Consider the following 17,683-nt stretch of genomic DNA (forward strand, 5'->3'; position numbering starts at 1 on the left):
GAAAAACCCGCCATCACCGGCGGGTTTTTCATTTGTGCATCGCTGTATCAATAGCCTACGAAGTAGTACGCCTGGCGTCCGACCATCATGGTCTTGAGCACTTTCAGCGGGGCGGCGGGCTCGCTGTCCCCTGACATTACCGCGATGTTCGAAGGCGAGGCACTGAGGAAATCCTTCAATTGCGCATCGGTGTCCAGCCCCTTGAGGACGCGCTGGGTGTAGAACACGCTGGCGCCGCCGACCCGTTCGTTGGCCTGGAACAGGGCGACCTGGTGGCCGGTGGCTTGCAGGCTCTGGATGTGTTCGGTCAGGGGCAGGAACGACAGTTCCTTGTCTGCGTTCGGCAGGGCCCATTGCGCGGCACCGAGGTAGCTGGCGATCACCACCGTCAGGATCCCTGCCGCCAATCCCTGACGATGACGGGCGATCCGTCCGACAAGACGTTCGGAGGTTTCGCGGCCCCTCAAACGCTCGAACAATACCCCCGCATACTCCGCCGCAATCACCGCTGCGGCCGGCGTCATCGACATCAGGTACACCGTGCGCTTGCTCGAGGCCAGGGTCAGCATGATGAACTGCGCAACGATCCACAGGCTGAAGAACAGCAGGTAACGATTGGCCTTCAATTGTTTACGGAAATGCCACAGCCCCAGATACACCAGAATGTTCCAGGGCAGGAACGCTTCGGGCAGTTTGGCGATGTAGTAGTAGAACGGCTCATAGTGCCCGGCTTCGACGAAGGAACCGCTGAAGCGCCCGACGCTGTTGGTCAGCAAGACCTCTCTGACGGCCTGGGCGCCGCCGTGCTGATAGAGCACCGCGAGCCAGATCAACAGCGGAATCAGCCCGAGCGCTGTCAACAGACCGGGCCGCAACCACTCGGTCAGTTTGAAGCGCTTGTCCATCAGGTTGTCGGCCAGCAGGTAAGCGAAAATCACCACCCCCGGCATCGCCAGACCGAGCACGCCTTTGCTCAGGGTGGCGATCGCAATCCCGACGATAAACAGCAGTGAATTACCCGGCGTCGAGGCCCGCTGCGCCTGGAAGAACGCCAGCAGTGCGGTGGTCACGCCGAGTGCAAGCAACGCATCCTCGCCGACCCCGCGCACGTTGCTCCAGTAACTGGCCATGGTTGCCAACAGAATGCCTGCTGTCCACGCGATCGCTTTCGGTCGTCCGAAGCGCCGCAGCATGCCGTACAGAATCATCACGCTGAGCAGTCCGGCCACCGCCGACGCCAGCCGCACCGCCCACGGAGACACGCCGAACACGCGCATGGCGCCGGCGTCCAGCCACAGACTCAGCGGCGGTTTTTCCAGAAACGGTTCACCGAACAATCGGGGCGTCACCCAGTCATCGTCCAGATGCATCTCCATGGCGATGCCGGCGACGCGGGCTTCGGTAGAGCCTTGCAGTTGATGGTTGCCCAGTGCGAAGAAAAACAGCAGGGCGGCAAGCAGGAACAGTGAAGTGGCGGCACGCGACGACATAGGTTTCAGATAACCGGAAGGGGCGAGAGGCGTGAGCATACTTCGCCAATGCTTAACAAATTGTGAAACTCACGCGAGTCGTCGCGACCAGCGCTGATCCGGCGCTTCGAATGCCGGATTGACCAGCGCCGTCAGCACATGATCCTGCCAGCGCCCGGCAATGTTCAGGTACGCCTTGGCGTAGCCTTCTTTCTCGAACCCCAGGCGCTCAAGCAACCGTGCACTGCGTTCGTTGCCGGGAATGTAGTTGGCCATGATCCGGTGCAGGTTCTGGGTTTCGAACATGTAGGCGATCGCGGATTCCAGCGCTTCCTGCATCAGGCCCTGACCCTGATGGGCCGCATCAATGTGATAACCCAGATAACAGGCCTGGAACGCGCCGCGAATGATTCCGCTGAAGTTGCACGCGCCGATCATTTGATGGCTGTCCGGAGTCAGCAGCGCAAGGTGCACGGCCAGTCCGGCTTCGAAGGCGCTGGCCTGGACTTCGAGACGGCGGCGGATCTGTTCGGTGGAGAAATAATCGGTGGTGCGAATCGGTGACCACGGGGCGAGATGGCGCTGGTTGCGTTGATAGAAATCGCTTTCCAGAGGCGCTTGGTCCGGGTCGAGCACCGCGAGCGTCAGGCGTTGGCAGGGCAGGGTCAACAGCGGCATCGGGGGCTCCGGGGGGGGCGGGGTTGATCAACAGAATTGCGCGGTGGGCGGGAAAATACAAACGCGTGGCCAAATCCCGGGCAAAAAAAAGCCCGCAGGAGCGCGGGCGAACCGTAGTTTCTTGAATGAGCGAGCGGACTTTACAGCTTTGGCGGAAGCGGGGCAGTGAAGAAAAATTCATCTCCCTGCGCCTTGGCTCAAGACGCCAGGTCCCCTGATTTCGGCTCTTTCAAGAAGCTCAGTGGCAGAGAGCCGGCTTCGGCTCGGTCGTCTGCTGCAGTGGGTCAAGCTTGCTCAGGGCGCTGCTGACCAGCATCTCCGCCAACCCCGCCAACTGATGCATCGCGACGATCCGCGCCCGTTGCACCTCGTCCGGTCGGTGGACGAGATCATGCGCCATCATATTGAGCGCCGCGAGATTCTGGCTGGCGTGGGTCAACAGAGTGATCAGGTCGACGTCGGGACGCACGCTGAGGATCTGATCGACCGGAAGAAGCCGGGAGTTGCGCCTGCGGGCTACGGTAATGGGGCGTTCGGAAGCCGAGACCGTCCTGGACTCGGTAACCGGGGAATGTTCGGATGGATCGGGGGTGTCTTTTTTCATGACCGGACTCCATGTGAGGGGTGATCCTTGCGCTTCGGCGGGGTAGTGCCGTTCACCTGTTTGTTGCGAGGAGTGGAGGGTAACCGGGTGGGGAAGGGGGGGCTAGTTCATGGAAGTCGACGCGGGTTGAGGGAAATTTCCTAGGATGCTGGCGGAGAAAGTTGAAGCTCGCTCTCCCGATAAAAATCCCCAGATGCGACAAGGCCCGCACTTGGCGGGCCTTGTCGTTGAGAGTTGGTGGGCCGGGGTAATTTGAAACAGGTCGGTATCTATTCGTTTTGGCTGGTAAACAAATGTTTGGTCAACCTGCTTGGAATACCAGTTGGAGCGCTGCTTGGTCTGGATTCCGATGGACGGTGCTTTTTGAGAACCGCCCCCAAAAATGAATCGGGGCTTAATCTTTCAAGCAAATGGTCGCACCGTTGATCGTTGCCCCTGCGCTTGCCGGTACAGGGGCTCCTAGCAAACGATACCGTCAATGATTGCAGTGTTGGCTAAGCCGACTCTCGAAGTATTGCGCAGTCTCTTTGTCGGTGCAGTACAGATAGCAACCCTTCATCCCGCGTGTCATCAGGGTTCGGTATGTATTCTTGATGATCAGGTCTGTTTCATTTTTCGCGAGGGTAGGTTGCTCTTTCATCATTTTTTTCCAGCCGCGAATCGATTTATCGTGCTTGTCGCGCTCATTCGGGGATGTCACTACCTTACCGTCACGTATGACTAGGTCCGGCCCGATGATCACCCCGATGTAGTCGACTTCCAAACCTTGGCAGGTATGAATGCAGCCAACCTGCTCGATGGAGTTCTCAGCGATGATCCATAGGCTGCCATCCTGATCCAGGTTCCATTGGCGTTTGTAGTCACCAATGACGATATCAGCAGCGGTAGGGTCTTTCTTGCTCAACCAAGGCCAACAATAGCCCGCGACCACCCGAGCTTTATTTCCGTGGTTTTTTTCGTTGATTGCTTCATGCATCGCCTGAGGTGAGTCGAACACCTTAAATTCGTACTCTTGAGTCTCAAGCGTCGGATTTGCCGTCGAGCGGATGCCTAGGGTGTCATCCAGCCATGCCAGGTAACCGTCAGAGCCACTGCAGCGAAACTGCGAAGACAGGACGTGTTCTTCAACCACGGCACCCTTTGCTTTTGCAAAGGCGCGTATCGCCTGCTTGCTGCCGATATCGCTCAAAGTTACACGCTGGTCTTCATCAATGAAGAAAATTGAGCATTTCGCTGAGTCAATCAGCTCTTTGATCTGGTTCTCCCCAAGGTTTCCGTAAAGCCCGCTTTTCTCATTCAGCCGGTGAGCTTCGTCCACGATAAGCGCATCGAATGTGTTGGGCTCAGTGTCGATGAACGCCCCAGAGCCTGAAAAGAAGTTCGAGAAGTGGCTGCGTTTGATGGTGCCAACCAGTTTGCTCTCGTAGACCTTGCGCGGGGCTGCGTTTTTGGAGACGTATTTGCTCATCAACTTCAATTCGGTGAGCTTCACGAGCAGATTGATAGCCAGGACGGTTTTCCCGGTTCCCGGTCCACCTTCAATTATTATCACCTTGGGGGCTTGGTCCGCCGCCTCGATTGCCGCCGCCAGCGCCGACTCAAAAATTGCTTTCTGATCGTCAATCAATACGAATTCTGGTTTGCCTTTCATCAACCCACCGAGGGCTTCGGCTAGCGCCTTGGACGGGCGAATTTTTCCATCGGACAGCTCGTAAAGAATCTCTTTGTTGTCGCCATGACTTATATGCTTTTTCAGAAAGCTTCTGAGTTTGCTGAGTTCTTCCGGGCCTTTCAGAAATAGCGGAGCTTTGCTGATGTGGGGCTCATAGTGAGCTGAATCTATGATGCCGTCGCTGACGTAGTTATGGAGGTAGGCACACGGGCGGATTTCGATGCTTTTGTCATACACCGCCTCGTTGAAGCCTTCCAGCAGCGCTGCATATGACCATACTTGATAGGACGGGTGAATGGTCTCAATGAGGCCCCCACCCAAGGCCGTTTTGACGATGGCATCCTTGGTTGTGGCGTTGGCCTTACTCCATTGCTTCAACTCGATCAGTATGGCTTTTTTTGCCTGGTTTTCGTCGCGACCAGTGAGCAGAAAGTCGATCCGTTTCGACGACTGTGGAATGTGCAACTCGATGGCCAAACCTGCGTCGTTCGGCAAGCCTTCATCTCTTAGGACCTTGGCCATGTACGTGAGGGATCCTTGCCACGACCTGATTTCCGAACTGCCAACGTTCTTGCCGGTAGCTTCCTTGTAGTGCCTGAGGATCACCTCCTCGATGTCATCGTTATCGTTGTCTTTTAGAAATTGCTGTTTGGTCGCAGCGTAAACGATCACGGGCTGTCCTTAGATTCGAGTTGTTCAGAGTCGGTCGTACTTTTTACTGTTACTTTTGGCTTTATCCACGGGGTACTTCTGGCCGTTCAAGGCGAGTTTCCGTGTCACCGCGTCGTTAAGGTCGATGCCGAGCACGCTGCTCAGACGAACTAGGTACATCAGTACGTCCGCCAATTCGTCTTTTACTGCTAGGCCGATTTCGGGATCTTTAGCTACGGAGAGCGAATCGGCATCGCTCATCCATTGGAAAATCTCGCACAGCTCTCCTACCTCGCCAGTGAGTGCCAAGATGAGATTTTTCGGGGAGTGGAACTGCTGCCAGTCGCGATCATCTGCGAATTGCTGAAGGGAGGCGGCAAGCTTCACTACGTCAACCAGTGGCGCGGATGAGCTGTCTGAGTCACTCACGGGGCTATCTCTTGGGGATCGGTAGGGGGTAAAAGCGTGTAGGAAGTCTGGCCTGGGATTGTAAGGGTTTTCTCTGTCTGCGCAGATCTTTTGTTTTTCTCTCACACCTGTCTTCAGACAGAATTGCTTGCCAGCGTTCGCTATATCTTTTGAGGGGTGCTGGGAGTAGGAGGACGTAGCTCTTTTTTCGAGGCGACCTTCACGTCCTTTACTTGTCCTAACCCTGCTCGGTTGTTTTCACATCGAAGAACAGCGCTTTTCAGTGGCAGTTGCCGCTGTCTATTTGCCGCCAGTTTGCTGGCCGTATGAGGAGAGCAGTCGCCGGAAGTTGGTGACCATTTCAGCAAGCACAAAGGTGATCGCGGGCGGTAAGTCAGCACCGGCGCACTCCTTACAGAGGCGCTTTACGAGGGAGAGAGGCCCATGTCCATCTGACTATGTGGACGCTAGATGAACTGGTTCGCACATTGATTGCGCATTACCCGGCTACCGATTCGGAGAGCCGTTGAGTATTTTTATGTGCCTGTGTAAAAAGCCTCTTCGGCCGAAAAAAACAGGTGCTGATTTGAGAATCCCAAAATCAGCACCAAATCGCAGGCACAAAAAAAGACGTCCAAGGACGTCTTTTTTGTCTATTTGGTGGAGCCGGGGGGGATGGTCAATCACATCATATACCCCTGCACAAGCCTCTAAATACGTACGCTTGATGTCCAGCACCAGCACTTAGGTGTCACACCCTGATGGGGTTAGTTGATGATTCACCAAACCTTACACAGCGATCCTTTCAGTAGCAGGAGGAGGAGAGTGTAAGGATTTGAACCTGCTCCTAAGAGGCCTCTTGATCAGGGATCTTGAAAATCACGAGCAAGCATCGTTGACGCCATAGATGGCTCAATTGCCTGATCGCCCGAAAATTGGCGAGCCGCCGCATAACCTTCCCTGCGAAACCGCGCTAGCATTTCGTCATAGTTGGTAAGCGTCTGGGTATCGAATCTCAGCCTTAAGGCAGTTCCTTGATAGGAGGTCGTACGGTCATGTTTGCCTTCGGCGTCAAGTAGTATGCCTGCACCATTACTCGCGATAAAAAAGCTCCCTCCTGCGCGGCAAATACGACTCGTCATGTACAGACCGAAGCCGGAGTTCTGCCACGCATCATTGGAGCGTCTCCGCACTCCCCGATACATTTTCCCAGAAATTCCTGGTAACAATGCCAAATGTAGGGCGTCGCGGTCGCAAGCGATGTTTAGGTCTGGATTGTTTCTCAAGCCGTAACGGACACCGTGCCCTACATCGAGAATTGCCACCTCAACCATGCTCCGGCTTGGCCAGTACTGACCACAGTACTCGATGAACTCCGATCCGGAGTGCTCGACTACATTGCGCATAATTTCTCGGATGGAAAACGTAAGGGTATCCACCAAGTTACCCTCGGACTGCCTGATCAGCAGCTGAGCTATCTGCGAAGCTTTTTCCTCAAGTACATCCCCAGGATTCAGCGCTCGCTCGATAGCTTCTTGCTCAATATCAGCAACGTTGAGCAGCGTTAGGGGAATGTACGTGCTACTTCCGCTAGCTTGCCCAGGTGCATTTCCGTGGTTGAGGCCAAAGGCTTGGAAAAAGCCCATATGGGATGGGTATGTGTGGTTTCTGTAGTTGAGCGCAGTAAAATGGGCTGCTTCTTTGCTCTGGCGAAAGCGCTTCAGCTCATTCGCCACATAGGCCATTGTGAAAGGCTCCACCATTCCCATTCTGTAGAAATCGAATTCGTACCTCGTGTCTGGGGGCGTTTCCCAAAGCCGGTTACAGAAATTGATCGCCTCGGTGAGCGATAGGTTTTGTGGCATTACGATCCTAGCCAAGAAACTGCCTCCCTATTATTTATTTCGCCGTCTAATTGTAGCGGCGTAATCATGGTACGCCCGCTCTAGGAAAACATAGCCATCACAGGCGCCTGCGTACAGGGGGCATTTCACCCGCTACGCCATCCATCAATCAAAGTTTCGTCAAAGCAATACTTCTGGTGCTACGGCCAATGCTCGCGCTATCCGCCCAATGTTGTGAATTGGAAAAGGGGACTGGTTTATTATGAAGGAAATAAATCAGTTCCCTTTTTGCGTCTTTTTGCTGAATTACTCAGACTTGGAGTATTTCCCCAAATCGTGCCGGTCGCCGTGGTTGTGGCTGTAGGTCTCGCCGAGACCAGATATCCTTGTGAATGATGGGTTGGTAAGCTTTGAGCTGATGTTGAAGTAGGGATAATCACCATGAATATCCGGGTGCATTTGGGCGGCAACGTCAACATCGTGGGTTGAGACATAGCGCCCGGCCCATCGCTCGATGAGATGCTTAAGTTGGTGCGGTTTTTTTGTGCAACCCTTCGTCTTTACCTGGGCGTCCAGCCATTCAAAAGCAAAACGAATACAGTCGTTGTGCTCGTGGAGCGGCTTCTCAGTCGTAGAATAGCGAGTGGTTTTCTTAGCTGCGTTAATCTGCTCGTCAGTAAGCATTCGTCACATCTCCGTATTTTTGCCCAGTAGCCAGACATCCTGCTTTTGCCAAGGATAGCCTCAAAAAAAATCAGCTGGTTTTTTGTGCTTGGCGTGCAGTGATTTCGCGAGATCTTCTTTGTCCGGTGCTGCTCGGCGCGTCAGTTGCCAACTCACTTCAACCTCTGAAAACGCAGAAGCCTGCCGACAGTTGGCAGACCACTCTTCAATGACGTCGTCAGGGTCTCCTTTGAAGTTAACTAACTCCACCCAGCCTTTGTCAGTTAGGACGTAGTCAATACTGTAACGGTCAATTGACATTTTTATTCCTCAATCAAAGCGTTCCGAACCAATGGTTGATTGATAGCACTGTGGTTGGTGAGTCCTGCCTTATCGCTTTCTCTTACGGGAGATCTGGAAGATTGCGGGCTTTCCGTTATGGGGGGCAGTGACAGAAATCAGGTATTTTTTTATTGCCTCCATTCCAGCCTCAGAGAGTACGTTGTAGCCCGCGCGCACCTTTTTGATGTCGCCATTTGCGATCAAAGCATCAAGATCCGGGTACGGAGGGAAATTATCAATGGTGTCTTTTATCTGCTTGTACAGCTCGGGATCGATCTGCATTTTTTGGAATCCTTTCTGTGACGTAAACCTGTCTAAAACTAGCTCACTCCATCCCGGCTTTACTAGGGGTATATCCACTCAAATGACCGAAGAATTTTAGATAGAAAACACCGAAAGCCACGCAGCACGTGGCCTACGCAGTGTTCCAGCCCAAACTCCTGCTGTTTTTGGGTGGCGAAAACGGATCAGTCAATCGAGAGCTCATCTTTTACTGGCGGCGATCTTTCTTTACAGCAGATGATCCCAAGAATTCGTCCACCAATTTATAATGGACCTGCCCCATCACAACGGACGCCAAGAAGCTGGCTATTTAGCCGCCTGCCTTAAGACCCTGGCGTATTTGTTCGGAGAACGGTACCCCAAGGCAGAGTGCAGTCGGCTGCTGTTATAAAACCCATGGATGTAGTTAGCGATTGATAGTTGAGCCAGCCTCTTGCTGGGATAGACGCCATACGCCTCCTCCCTTTTCAGAGTAGCGAAAAAGCTCTCAGCCACTGCGTTATCCCAACAATTTCCCTTTCGACTCATGCTTTGCGTGAAGTCTTTCTTGGCCAAGGCCAGTCGGAATTTGCTACTCGCATACTGACGCCCTTGGTCGGAATGAAAAACCACACCACTAGAGCCGGAACAGGCGCTCCAGGCATTCAGGAAGGCATTCTCGACCAAATCGTCGGGCATCCGATCCGACAGGCTATAGCCCAATATTTGGCGCGTCTGGATGCTCAAAACCACTGCGAGATACAACCAACCTTCTTTGGTTGAGATATAGGTGATATCACTGACCCAAGTCGGTGTGGGGTTATCGATGGAAAACTGACGAGCGAGCAAATTTCTCGCAACAGGCAAGTAGTGGTGACTGTCGGTGGTACGGGGCTTGAAACCGCCTTTGGATCTACCGCGTATGCGTTCTTCGTGCATCAGCCGGCTCACTCGCTTGTGGCCCACTGTATGCGCTTTTCGCCGTAAGGCCTCGACCAGCCGTGGTCGGCCATATGTATTTCGGCTGGCCATATAAACCTTACGCAAATCAACGCGAATCTGCGCATCCCGATCTGGACGCTCCTCGCGATGCTGGTAGTCGTAAAAACCTGAAATCGAAACATCCATCACCCGACACAGCATGCGCACCAGGAAGTGAGCCCGTTCAGCAGCGACGAAGGCGTATCTCACCTGGACTCTCTGGCAAAGAATACCGCCGCCTTTTTTAGGATTTCGCGCTCCATCTTGAGTTCGGCCACCTCCGCTCGCAAACGCGCAAGCTCGCTGTCTTCTTTGGTGATGGCTTTGCGTTCTGGAGAACTCAACGGTAATCCCTTGCGCGCAGCATCAACCCAGTTATCGAGCGTTTTCACGGACATCTCGAGCTGACGTGCGGCTTCGGTTCTACCAACGCTTTCCGCGAGTGCGATAGCTTGAGCCTTGAACTCATCGGTGTAGTTACGGCGAGTGCTTGGGTACATGGCAACCTCCAAGATAGCGATTTAAGTATCGCTTCTTGGCGTCCGTTGTCACGGGACAGGTCCAATAAAAACCTCCGAAGTAGGAGGCTTATAAGGAAAAAGGGGACAAAGGAAAAAGGGGACAGATTTATTTTGAAGGAAATCAACCTGTCCCCTTTTTCATTTGTCTTCGAGTGTCTTTCTCATGACGAGGCTCCATGATTTCAGGCTCTCGGCGAATTCCTTTGGTAAACCATCTGCCGGGTTGCAGCGGAGCGCGAAGACCAGCGCTCGGAAGCATCTTGAACCAATTCATGTAAGTCGACGCGTGCTGCGGGAAATTTTCTAGGACACTTGCAGGCATGAGAGACGTTCGTCCGACATCAGCGTGTGCTTAAAGTGATGTTCCCACAACCGCACCCCCAGCCCGCCCGAGCGATCCAGCGACGAACCCACCGTCAGATCCGTGAGCAACGTCGGCTGCAAGCCAGCATCCAACAGCGCAAACCCGGCATCAAGGCAGCAGGTTTCGGTTTGCAGGCCGCAGACCAGAACGCGATCCAGATTCAGGCTTTTCAGGTATTCGATTGTGTCCGGGGAGGGCGCGTAGCCGTATTTGATGAAGATGCGGTCTGCGGCGATCAGGCTGTCATCGTCCGGCGTGGGGTGCCAGCCGAGTTGTCGCTGGAAAGGCGTGCGGCTTTCGTCGTGACGTTCGATCGTGGCGACGCTGGGCAGCGTGCCGATGAGCGACCGGATGTCTTCGAGCAGCCATGGCGGCGGGAAAAAGCAGGGTTGTACGTCGATGATCAGCGGGGCTTGGCGCATGGGCTCTCCGGACATGAATCCCCAGATGCGACAAGGCCCGCACTGGGCGGGCCTTGTCGTTGAGAGTTGGTGGAGCCGGGGGGATTTGAACCCCCGTCCGCCAGTACTCCGCTGTCGGTACTACATGCGTAGCCGTGTCTATTAAGTTAACCCTCAGCGACCCGACGGGCAGGGTGCTTTGGGCGAGTTGTGTAAGTTTTAGCCGCTTCGTCCACAACGTACTGCACGGCGATTCTGTTCTATATGACAATCATTTCGGGTTTACAGACATCCCCTGATGATTGCTGGACCCGAAGGTACCAGGAGTGCATGTCAGCTGCAATTAAGCAGCGAGAGCAGCACCGTATTGGTCGTCATTGGCAACTATAAGTAGTTGCAACAGTGGATTTACGACTTCTGTTACCAAGTCGGCATGCACCTAGAGTTTCGCAACCGGCGTCGAATCCTAAACGGCCCCGAACTCATTGCCCGGTACATCTGTTCGAGCAACAAGCATGTGCAGTGTACGCCAAACGGCCCGCAAGGCCAACCCGAAGGTTGGCCGGGCCTGGATCAATTGTTGGTGCCGGTGGATTTACGCAGTTCCAGAATGGTTTGCGAGGTTTCCGCAACACAGTCATCGATCTTGCCCTGGGCCTTGAGCGCCTGAGCCTTTTGCACGCTGGTTTCAGCACGCTGACTCAGCTCCGGCGAAGATGACAGCTGCCCCTTGGCATTGTTGATGGTCTGGATATTGGCGTCGCACAGGTCGGCAGGCTTGTCTGCAGCAAAGGACGTGGAAGCCATCATCGAGGCAGTAACGAACAGACCTAACAGTACAGAACGTTTCATATGAGTCTCCTTGAACTGAGGGATCCCGACTTCGCTGGCCGTCAGGACGGGCAACCGAATGGAGGAAAAGCCCCGATTGTTCGGGGCCTGTTCTGTGGACTGCGGTCGTTCGCAGGGGTTCTATTTTTCTTCAGCTGGCGGTTTCACGGGGTTTGGCCCGGGTCACTCGATCCACCAGATAGACCAAGCCGTGGTAGTCGATGCCGCCATGTTGTGTCAGACCGATCTCACAGGTCCGGCTGGTGGAGATCCCTTCGCTGCAATGCTGCACCGCATCCTTGAGGGTTCGCAGCGAATGGCCGTTGAGTTCCGGTGTAGTGAATCCCTTGTCCCCGGCAAACCCACAGCAATGAATGCCTTCCGGGATCACCACGTTATTGCTGCACATGCGTGCGAGGTCGATCAGCGCCTGGCTTTCCCCCAGATGCTGAGTGCTGCAGGTCACGTGAACGGCAATCGGTGCTTCCTGCGGGGTGAATTCGAGACGATCCATCAGATGCGTACGAATGAATCGCACAGGGTCATACAGATCCAGGCGAACATTTCCCACATCCTGCACCAGTCGCAAGGTGCAGGGACTGGTGTCGCAATAGATCGGATCGAGCCCGCCACGGCTGGCGTGCAGCAAGGCACCGATCAGCTCCTGACGCTTGTGCTCGGCCTGTTCTGCATAGCCTTTGGACGCGAACGGCTGGCCGCAGCAGAGGTTGTCCAGATTGTCCGGGAAGACCACCTGATAACCGGCCTTTTCCAGCAGACCCCGGGTTTTGTCGTACAGCGACATTTGCTCCTTGTCGCCCGCCGCCGGTCCCATTACCCGCGACACGCAAGCCGCCAGATACACCACACGCGGGCGTTCGTCCGAGACTGTCGGACTGAGACGAATGGCCTTTTCCGGCTGCGGCATTGCGTTGGTCCACTGCGGCACCTGACCCTTGGACAGGCGCGTCAGCGTCGCCGAAAGCTTCGCCAGACGCGGCGCTCCCAGCAGCATTCGCGCACCGTTGGCCACGTGCAGGGTGAATCGTGCGCCTTGCAGGGTGGTGGCGAAATTTCCTTCGATCCAGTTGGCAGCTTTCGTATGCGTGGCGTGACGGCTGCGAAGTTTTTTCACCAGCTCGCCGGTATTGATGCCTACAGGGCAACGTTGCGCACACAAACCGGTCGCGGCGCAGGTGTCGATGCCTTGGTACTCGTAGGCTTTTTCCAGTTCGGTGGTGTCGATCCCGGCGCGTTTTCGCGCCTGAATATCGCGCCAGATCACGATGCGCTGGCGTGGGCTCAGGGTCAGGCCTTTCGATGGGCAAACCGGCTCACAGAAACCGCATTCGATGCACTTATCCACAATCTCGTCGGCCGCCGGCAGCGGCTTCAGGTGCTTGAGGTGGATCTGCGGATCTTCGCTGAGCACCACGTCCGGATTGAGAATGCCTTGAGGATCGAGCAAGCGCTTGAGCTGCCACATCAATTGATAAGCGTCGCTGCCCCATTCCAGTTCGACAAACGGCGCCATGTTGCGCCCGGTGCCGTGTTCGGCCTTAAGCGAACCGCCGAACTCCACGGCCACCAGTTGCGCCACGTCGTCCATGAACGCCTGATAGCGTGCGACTTCTTCCGGGCTGTTGAAGCCTTGTGTGAAGACGAAGTGCAGATTGCCTTCCAGCGCGTGTCCGAAAAGGATCGCTTCGTCGTAGTAATGTTTGTCGAACAGCTCGATCAGACGGTTCACACCGATCGCCAGTTGTTCCACTGGGAACGTGACGTCTTCGATGATCACCGTGGTGCCGGTCTTGCGCACGGCGCCGACGGCGGGGAAGGTGTCCTTGCGAATCGCCCAGAGGCGGGCGTTTTCGACCGGGTCTTCGGTGAAGTCGACCTGTTTTTCCACCGGGAAACCGTTGAGCGACGCCATGATCTGCGCCAGTTGTTCCTGCAGCAACGTGGAAGAGGCGGCGCGGGATTCGATCAGCAGTGCGCAGGCATTGTTCGACAGGTGCTGTACGAAACCCGGCATGCCGGGTTTGTCCTGCACCGAGCGCAGACTGCGGCGGTCGAGCAGTTCCACGGCGGAAACGGGCTGACTTTTCAGCACAGTGACGGCGTTGCAGCAGGTTTCCACGTCGGGGAAAACGATCAGCGCCGACGCCTTGTTCGGGTGGTCGATCACCGTGTCGTAGGTCACCGCACTGATGAAACCTAGCGTGCCTTCGGAGCCTACCAACAGGTGACTCAAGATATCCACAGGCTCATCGAAATCCACCAGGGCGTTGAGCGACAGGCCGGTGGTATTTTTCAGACGGTATTTGTGGCGGATTCGTGCGGCCAGTTCGGCATTGGCGCGGGTCTCGCGGCCCAATGTTGCCAGGCGCTCCAACAACTCACCGTGGCTTGCGCGAAACGCCGCGACGCTGGCAGCGTCTTCGGTATCCAGGCGCGTGCCGTCGGCCAGCACGAGACGAATCCCGGCCAGCGTGTGATAGGTGTTTTGCGCGGTGCCGCAACACATGCCGCTGGCGTTGTTGGCGACGATGCCACCAATCTTGCAGGCGTTGATCGAGGCCGGATCCGGACCGATCTTGCGCCCGAATGGCGCGAGCCACGCGTTGGCCTGGGCGCCGATCACGCCCGGTTGCAGACGGATCTGCGCACCCTGGCCGCGGATCTCCCGGGCGTTCCAGTTATCCCCAAGCACGATCAGCACCGAGTCGCTGATCGCCTGGCCCGACAGGCTGGTGCCGGCGGCACGAAAGGTCACCGGGACCTGATCGCGCTGAGCCAGTTTCAGCAGCGCCACCACTTCATCTTCGGATTCGACGCGGATCACCAGTTGCGGAATCAACCGGTAGAAACTGGCGTCGGTGCCGAAGGCCAAAGTCGACAGCGGATCGTCGAAGCGGCGCTCGGCCGGAATCAGTTGCTGCGCATCGCGCAGGAAAGTCGCCGGTAAGGTCATTGGTCCTCCAGAATCAATACCACCAGGTCTTTCGGGCCATGGGCGCCGTAGGCCAGCACTTGTTCGATGTCGGCGGTTTTCGACGGACCGGACACCAGCAATGCATTGGTCGGCATGCCTTGCGCCCATTCGAACTCCTGCTGTACCTGATAGAAGTTGTCGCGGATCTGGCTGGCCTTGAGCAGGGCGAAATGCACCGGCGGAACCAGGCTCATCAGCCGTGGTTCTTCGCGGGTCGGCCAGAGAATCAGGCTGCCGGTGGCGGCGATGGCGCCGAGGGTGCCGGTGAGGCTGGCCGGAGTGTCGTTGAACAGCTCGGCTTTCCACTCTTCCATCGGTCGGTCGTAGGATTTCAGCGCCGGTAGATCAGGATTGTTCGCCCAGTGCTGTGTGATGCGCTGCCCGTGGGGCGTCGTCGGTGCTATCAACAGGCTCGGGAGCTGGCGGTCGCGCAGCAATTGCGCCAGCAGCGCGGGCCACGCATCAGCGGACGTCAGATGGATTTCGGTATGCACCGCTTCCATCAGTTTGCGCAGTTGCGGGATGCGCTGTTCGGCGCTGTAGGTGTAAGGCTGGGTCACCAGATCGACATCGAAGTTGTCGGCAATCGGTGTGGTGCCGGTCAGACTTTTGCGCAACTTGCCGAGGATGTTTTGCTTGGCGCTCATCAACGGTCTCCTTGTTTGGCCAGATGTTCGCGAGCCATGTCATGCAGTGAGCGGGCGGCAGGTTTCGGCGCGCTGTGGTTCTGCGTCCACGGGCCGACGTTGTCTGGCGTCAGGGCGCGCAGGCGCGTGGCGAAAAACGCAAACAATCGATACAAAGTCGGCGAGCTGTTGAGCTTCGCCCAGGCATTCCAGATAAAGCGTTCCTTGCGCGAATACTTGCTGCCCTGGCCGCGCATCACTTGGTGCGGTGAGTCCGGAGCCTTGACGTTCTCTTCGCGCAGACGGCGCAGCAGCGCCGGGATCGGAATCTTCACCGGGCACACTTCACCACAGGCGCCGCACAGCGACGAGGCGCTCGGGTGATCCGGGACTTTCGCCAGGCCGACCATGTGCGGGGTGATGATTTTGCCGATCGGGCCAGGGTAAACCTCGCCGTAGGTGTGGCCGCCGACGCGGGTGTAGACCGGGCAATGGTTCATGCAGGCGCCGCAGCGGATGCAGTTCAAGGTCTGGCGCAGTTCGCTGTCGGCGAAAGCCTGGCTGCGACCGTTGTCGAGCAGCACCAGATGCACTTCCTGCGGGCCGTCGAGTTCATGCTCCTTGCGCGGGCCGGAGATCATGTTGACGTAAGTGGTGATCGGAATGCCCAGCGCCGAGCGGGTCAGCAGCGACAGCAGTGGCACTACGTCACGCAGGTTTTCCACGACTTTTTCGATGCCGGTGACGGCGATGTGCACCGGCGGCACGGTGGTGGTCATGCGGCCGTTGCCTTCGTTTTCCACCAGCAGCAGGGTGCCGGTTTCGGCCACGGCGAAGTTGACACCGGAAACGCCGATGTCCGCTTCGAAGAATTTCTGCCGCAGGACCCTGCGACCGATCTGAATGAGTTGGTCAACGTCCTTGGTGTATTCCACGCCGAGTTTGTCGTGGAACAAGGACGCGACCTGACCGGCATTCTTGTGGATTGCCGGCATGATTATGTGTGAAGGCTTCTCGTGGTCGAGCTGGACGATGTACTCCCCCATGTCGGACTCAAGACATTCAATGTCCCGAGCCTCGAGGAAATGGTTCATCTCCATCTCTTCGCTGACCATCGATTTGCCCTTGATCACTTGCCGCGCCTCGTGAGCGCGGATGATCGAAAGGACGATGCCATTGGCCTCGTCCACCGTTTCCGCCCAGTGCACTGTCACACCGTTGCGGGTCAGGTTCTGTTCCAGTTGCTCGAGCAGGTCGGGCAACTTGGAGAGCGCGCGGGCACGGATTGCATTGCCCAGCTCGCGCAGGTGTTCTCTTTCGTGGGCATCGCTGAAAGCCGCTGCCCGCTTGGTCATCAGTGAATCCATCGCAGTGCGGAAGTTGTTCCGCAACTGCGAATCGCCCAGGGCGTTGTGTGCCCGGGTGCGGAAATCTTCTTCTACGGCAACCGTAGGAATAATCGTGGAAGTGCTCATCGGGCACCTCCGGTTCGTTGCCAGAGGAAACTCGCCAGGTGTTGCCCGCGCAGCGCTTCCTTCTGTTTTTCCAGCGAGCCGTTGATGTTCATCAGGCAGCCGCAGTCGGCACTGAGTACCTGATGCGCGCCGGATTCCTTCAACGCCCGGGTCTTGTCAGCCACCATCGCGCCGGAAATGTCTGGCATACGGACGCTGAATGTCCCACCGAAGCCACAGCATTCGCTTTCGTGATCGTGATTGACTCGTTCCACGTTGCTCAACTGCGCCAACAACTCGCGGCCGTGCAGGTGGGTGTTCATTTCCCGTCGCGCCGAACACGAAGTGTGCAGCGCCACTTTGACCGGCTCGCCGCTGTCCTTGAGCTGCACCTTGCAGACGAACAGCAGGAACTCGGCCAGTTCATAGGTGCGGGCTGCGAGGGCCTGAACCTGTTTCAACGTTTGCGGCTCGTCCTTGAACAAGTCGGCGTAATGTTCACGGATCATTCCTGCGCAGGAGCCCGACGGCACCACCACCGGATAATCCCCGGCAAACAGCGCCAGTTGCGAGCGCGCCACTGTCCGCGCCTGCTCGGTGTAACCCGAGGTGTAGGCCGGTTGTCCGCAGCAGCTCTGCCCTTGCGGGTAATCGACCCGGATGCCTTCGCGTTCCAGCAAGTGGATCGCGTCCATCCCGGCTTCCGGATAAAACAGGTCAACCACGCAGGTACCGAACAGGTAGACCCGCGACGGTTTCTCGCTCGGGTATTGCCGGGGTTCGGGCAGGGGCGGTGCAACGCGAGTGGCGTTGGGCACAGCGTTGTAAAAAAGCTCGCTCATCAGGCGTGTCTCCGGGTGGGCCCGGTTATCCGTCTGTCGAGGCTGCCGAATATAGAGCGCCTTGCTTTCAGCAGCC

Annotated in this window: 17 protein-coding genes and 1 other RNA gene; all 18 read right to left on the reverse strand. The window is 56.5% G+C overall.

Annotation, left to right across the window (positions count from 1 at the left end; translation table 11 throughout):
- Nucleotides 1-47: 47 nt before the first annotated feature.
- Entirely contained in the window at nucleotides 48-1,529 is a 1,482-nt protein-coding gene (locus C6Y56_RS03710) for an ArnT family glycosyltransferase (RefSeq protein ID WP_432760318.1), read from the reverse strand.
- Nucleotides 1,530-1,559: 30 nt separating this feature from the next.
- Nucleotides 1,560-2,147 (reverse strand): ribosomal protein S5-alanine N-acetyltransferase, encoded by a 588-nt coding sequence (rimJ, locus tag C6Y56_RS03715; RefSeq protein WP_169428780.1) that lies wholly within the window; start codon nucleotides 2,145-2,147, stop codon nucleotides 1,560-1,562.
- Between the two features lie 238 nt (nucleotides 2,148-2,385).
- Nucleotides 2,386-2,751 carry a DUF6124 family protein gene (locus C6Y56_RS03720; RefSeq protein WP_169428781.1) on the reverse strand — a complete coding sequence of 122 codons (366 nt, stop codon included), beginning with the start codon at nucleotides 2,749-2,751 and terminating at the stop codon, nucleotides 2,386-2,388.
- A gap of 475 nt (nucleotides 2,752-3,226) precedes the next feature.
- Nucleotides 3,227-5,095 (reverse strand): DUF2075 domain-containing protein, encoded by a 1,869-nt coding sequence (locus tag C6Y56_RS03725; RefSeq protein WP_169428782.1) that lies wholly within the window; start codon nucleotides 5,093-5,095, stop codon nucleotides 3,227-3,229.
- Between the two features lie 24 nt (nucleotides 5,096-5,119).
- On the reverse strand, nucleotides 5,120-5,503 hold the full coding sequence (locus tag C6Y56_RS03730; RefSeq protein WP_169428783.1) for a nucleotide pyrophosphohydrolase: 384 nt from the start codon (nucleotides 5,501-5,503) through the stop codon (nucleotides 5,120-5,122).
- A gap of 842 nt (nucleotides 5,504-6,345) precedes the next feature.
- Nucleotides 6,346-7,362 carry a hypothetical protein gene (locus C6Y56_RS03735; protein WP_169428784.1) on the reverse strand — a complete coding sequence of 339 codons (1,017 nt, stop codon included), beginning with the start codon at nucleotides 7,360-7,362 and terminating at the stop codon, nucleotides 6,346-6,348.
- A 270-nt stretch (nucleotides 7,363-7,632) separates the two neighbouring features.
- On the reverse strand, nucleotides 7,633-8,010 hold the full coding sequence (locus C6Y56_RS03740; RefSeq protein ID WP_169428785.1) for a hypothetical protein: 378 nt from the start codon (nucleotides 8,008-8,010) through the stop codon (nucleotides 7,633-7,635).
- A 60-nt stretch (nucleotides 8,011-8,070) separates the two neighbouring features.
- Entirely contained in the window at nucleotides 8,071-8,310 is a 240-nt protein-coding gene (locus C6Y56_RS03745) for a hypothetical protein (protein WP_169428786.1), read from the reverse strand.
- Between the two features lie 69 nt (nucleotides 8,311-8,379).
- Nucleotides 8,380-8,613: a hypothetical protein gene (locus C6Y56_RS03750; protein ID WP_169428787.1), complete on the reverse strand. Its 234-nt coding sequence runs from the start codon at nucleotides 8,611-8,613 to the stop codon at nucleotides 8,380-8,382.
- 306 nt (nucleotides 8,614-8,919) lie between these two features.
- Nucleotides 8,920-9,783 (reverse strand): IS3 family transposase, encoded by an 864-nt coding sequence (locus tag C6Y56_RS03755; protein WP_169428788.1) that lies wholly within the window; start codon nucleotides 9,781-9,783, stop codon nucleotides 8,920-8,922.
- Nucleotides 9,780-10,073 (reverse strand): transposase, encoded by a 294-nt coding sequence (locus C6Y56_RS03760; protein WP_169428789.1) that lies wholly within the window; start codon nucleotides 10,071-10,073, stop codon nucleotides 9,780-9,782. The genes C6Y56_RS03755 and C6Y56_RS03760 overlap by 4 nt, the downstream gene beginning before the upstream one ends.
- Before the next feature lie 324 nt (nucleotides 10,074-10,397).
- Nucleotides 10,398-10,880 (reverse strand): isochorismatase family protein, encoded by a 483-nt coding sequence (locus C6Y56_RS03765; protein WP_169428790.1) that lies wholly within the window; start codon nucleotides 10,878-10,880, stop codon nucleotides 10,398-10,400.
- Nucleotides 10,881-10,947: 67 nt separating this feature from the next.
- Nucleotides 10,948-11,337: a transfer-messenger RNA gene (gene ssrA, locus C6Y56_RS03770) on the reverse strand.
- A gap of 95 nt (nucleotides 11,338-11,432) precedes the next feature.
- Entirely contained in the window at nucleotides 11,433-11,711 is a 279-nt protein-coding gene (locus tag C6Y56_RS03775) for a hypothetical protein (protein ID WP_085711868.1), read from the reverse strand.
- A gap of 130 nt (nucleotides 11,712-11,841) precedes the next feature.
- Nucleotides 11,842-14,664 carry an FAD-binding and (Fe-S)-binding domain-containing protein gene (locus C6Y56_RS03780; RefSeq protein WP_169428791.1) on the reverse strand — a complete coding sequence of 941 codons (2,823 nt, stop codon included), beginning with the start codon at nucleotides 14,662-14,664 and terminating at the stop codon, nucleotides 11,842-11,844.
- Nucleotides 14,661-15,332: a LutC/YkgG family protein gene (locus tag C6Y56_RS03785; protein WP_102687340.1), complete on the reverse strand. Its 672-nt coding sequence runs from the start codon at nucleotides 15,330-15,332 to the stop codon at nucleotides 14,661-14,663. The genes C6Y56_RS03780 and C6Y56_RS03785 overlap by 4 nt, the downstream gene beginning before the upstream one ends.
- The gene (locus tag C6Y56_RS03790) at nucleotides 15,332-16,786 is read right to left on the reverse strand and encodes a LutB/LldF family L-lactate oxidation iron-sulfur protein (RefSeq protein ID WP_169428792.1); all 1,455 of its coding nucleotides are present in this window, start codon (nucleotides 16,784-16,786) and stop codon (nucleotides 15,332-15,334) included. The genes C6Y56_RS03785 and C6Y56_RS03790 overlap by 1 nt, the downstream gene beginning before the upstream one ends.
- Nucleotides 16,783-17,607: a (Fe-S)-binding protein gene (locus C6Y56_RS03795; protein WP_065259955.1), complete on the reverse strand. Its 825-nt coding sequence runs from the start codon at nucleotides 17,605-17,607 to the stop codon at nucleotides 16,783-16,785. Before C6Y56_RS03795 ends, C6Y56_RS03790 begins: the two co-directional genes overlap by 4 nt.
- Nucleotides 17,608-17,683 lie beyond the last annotated feature (76 nt).

Origin of the sequence: Pseudomonas fluorescens (assembly GCF_012974785.1) — a bacterium.
GTDB classification, from domain to species: Bacteria; Pseudomonadota; Gammaproteobacteria; order Pseudomonadales; family Pseudomonadaceae; genus Aquipseudomonas; species Aquipseudomonas fluorescens_BT.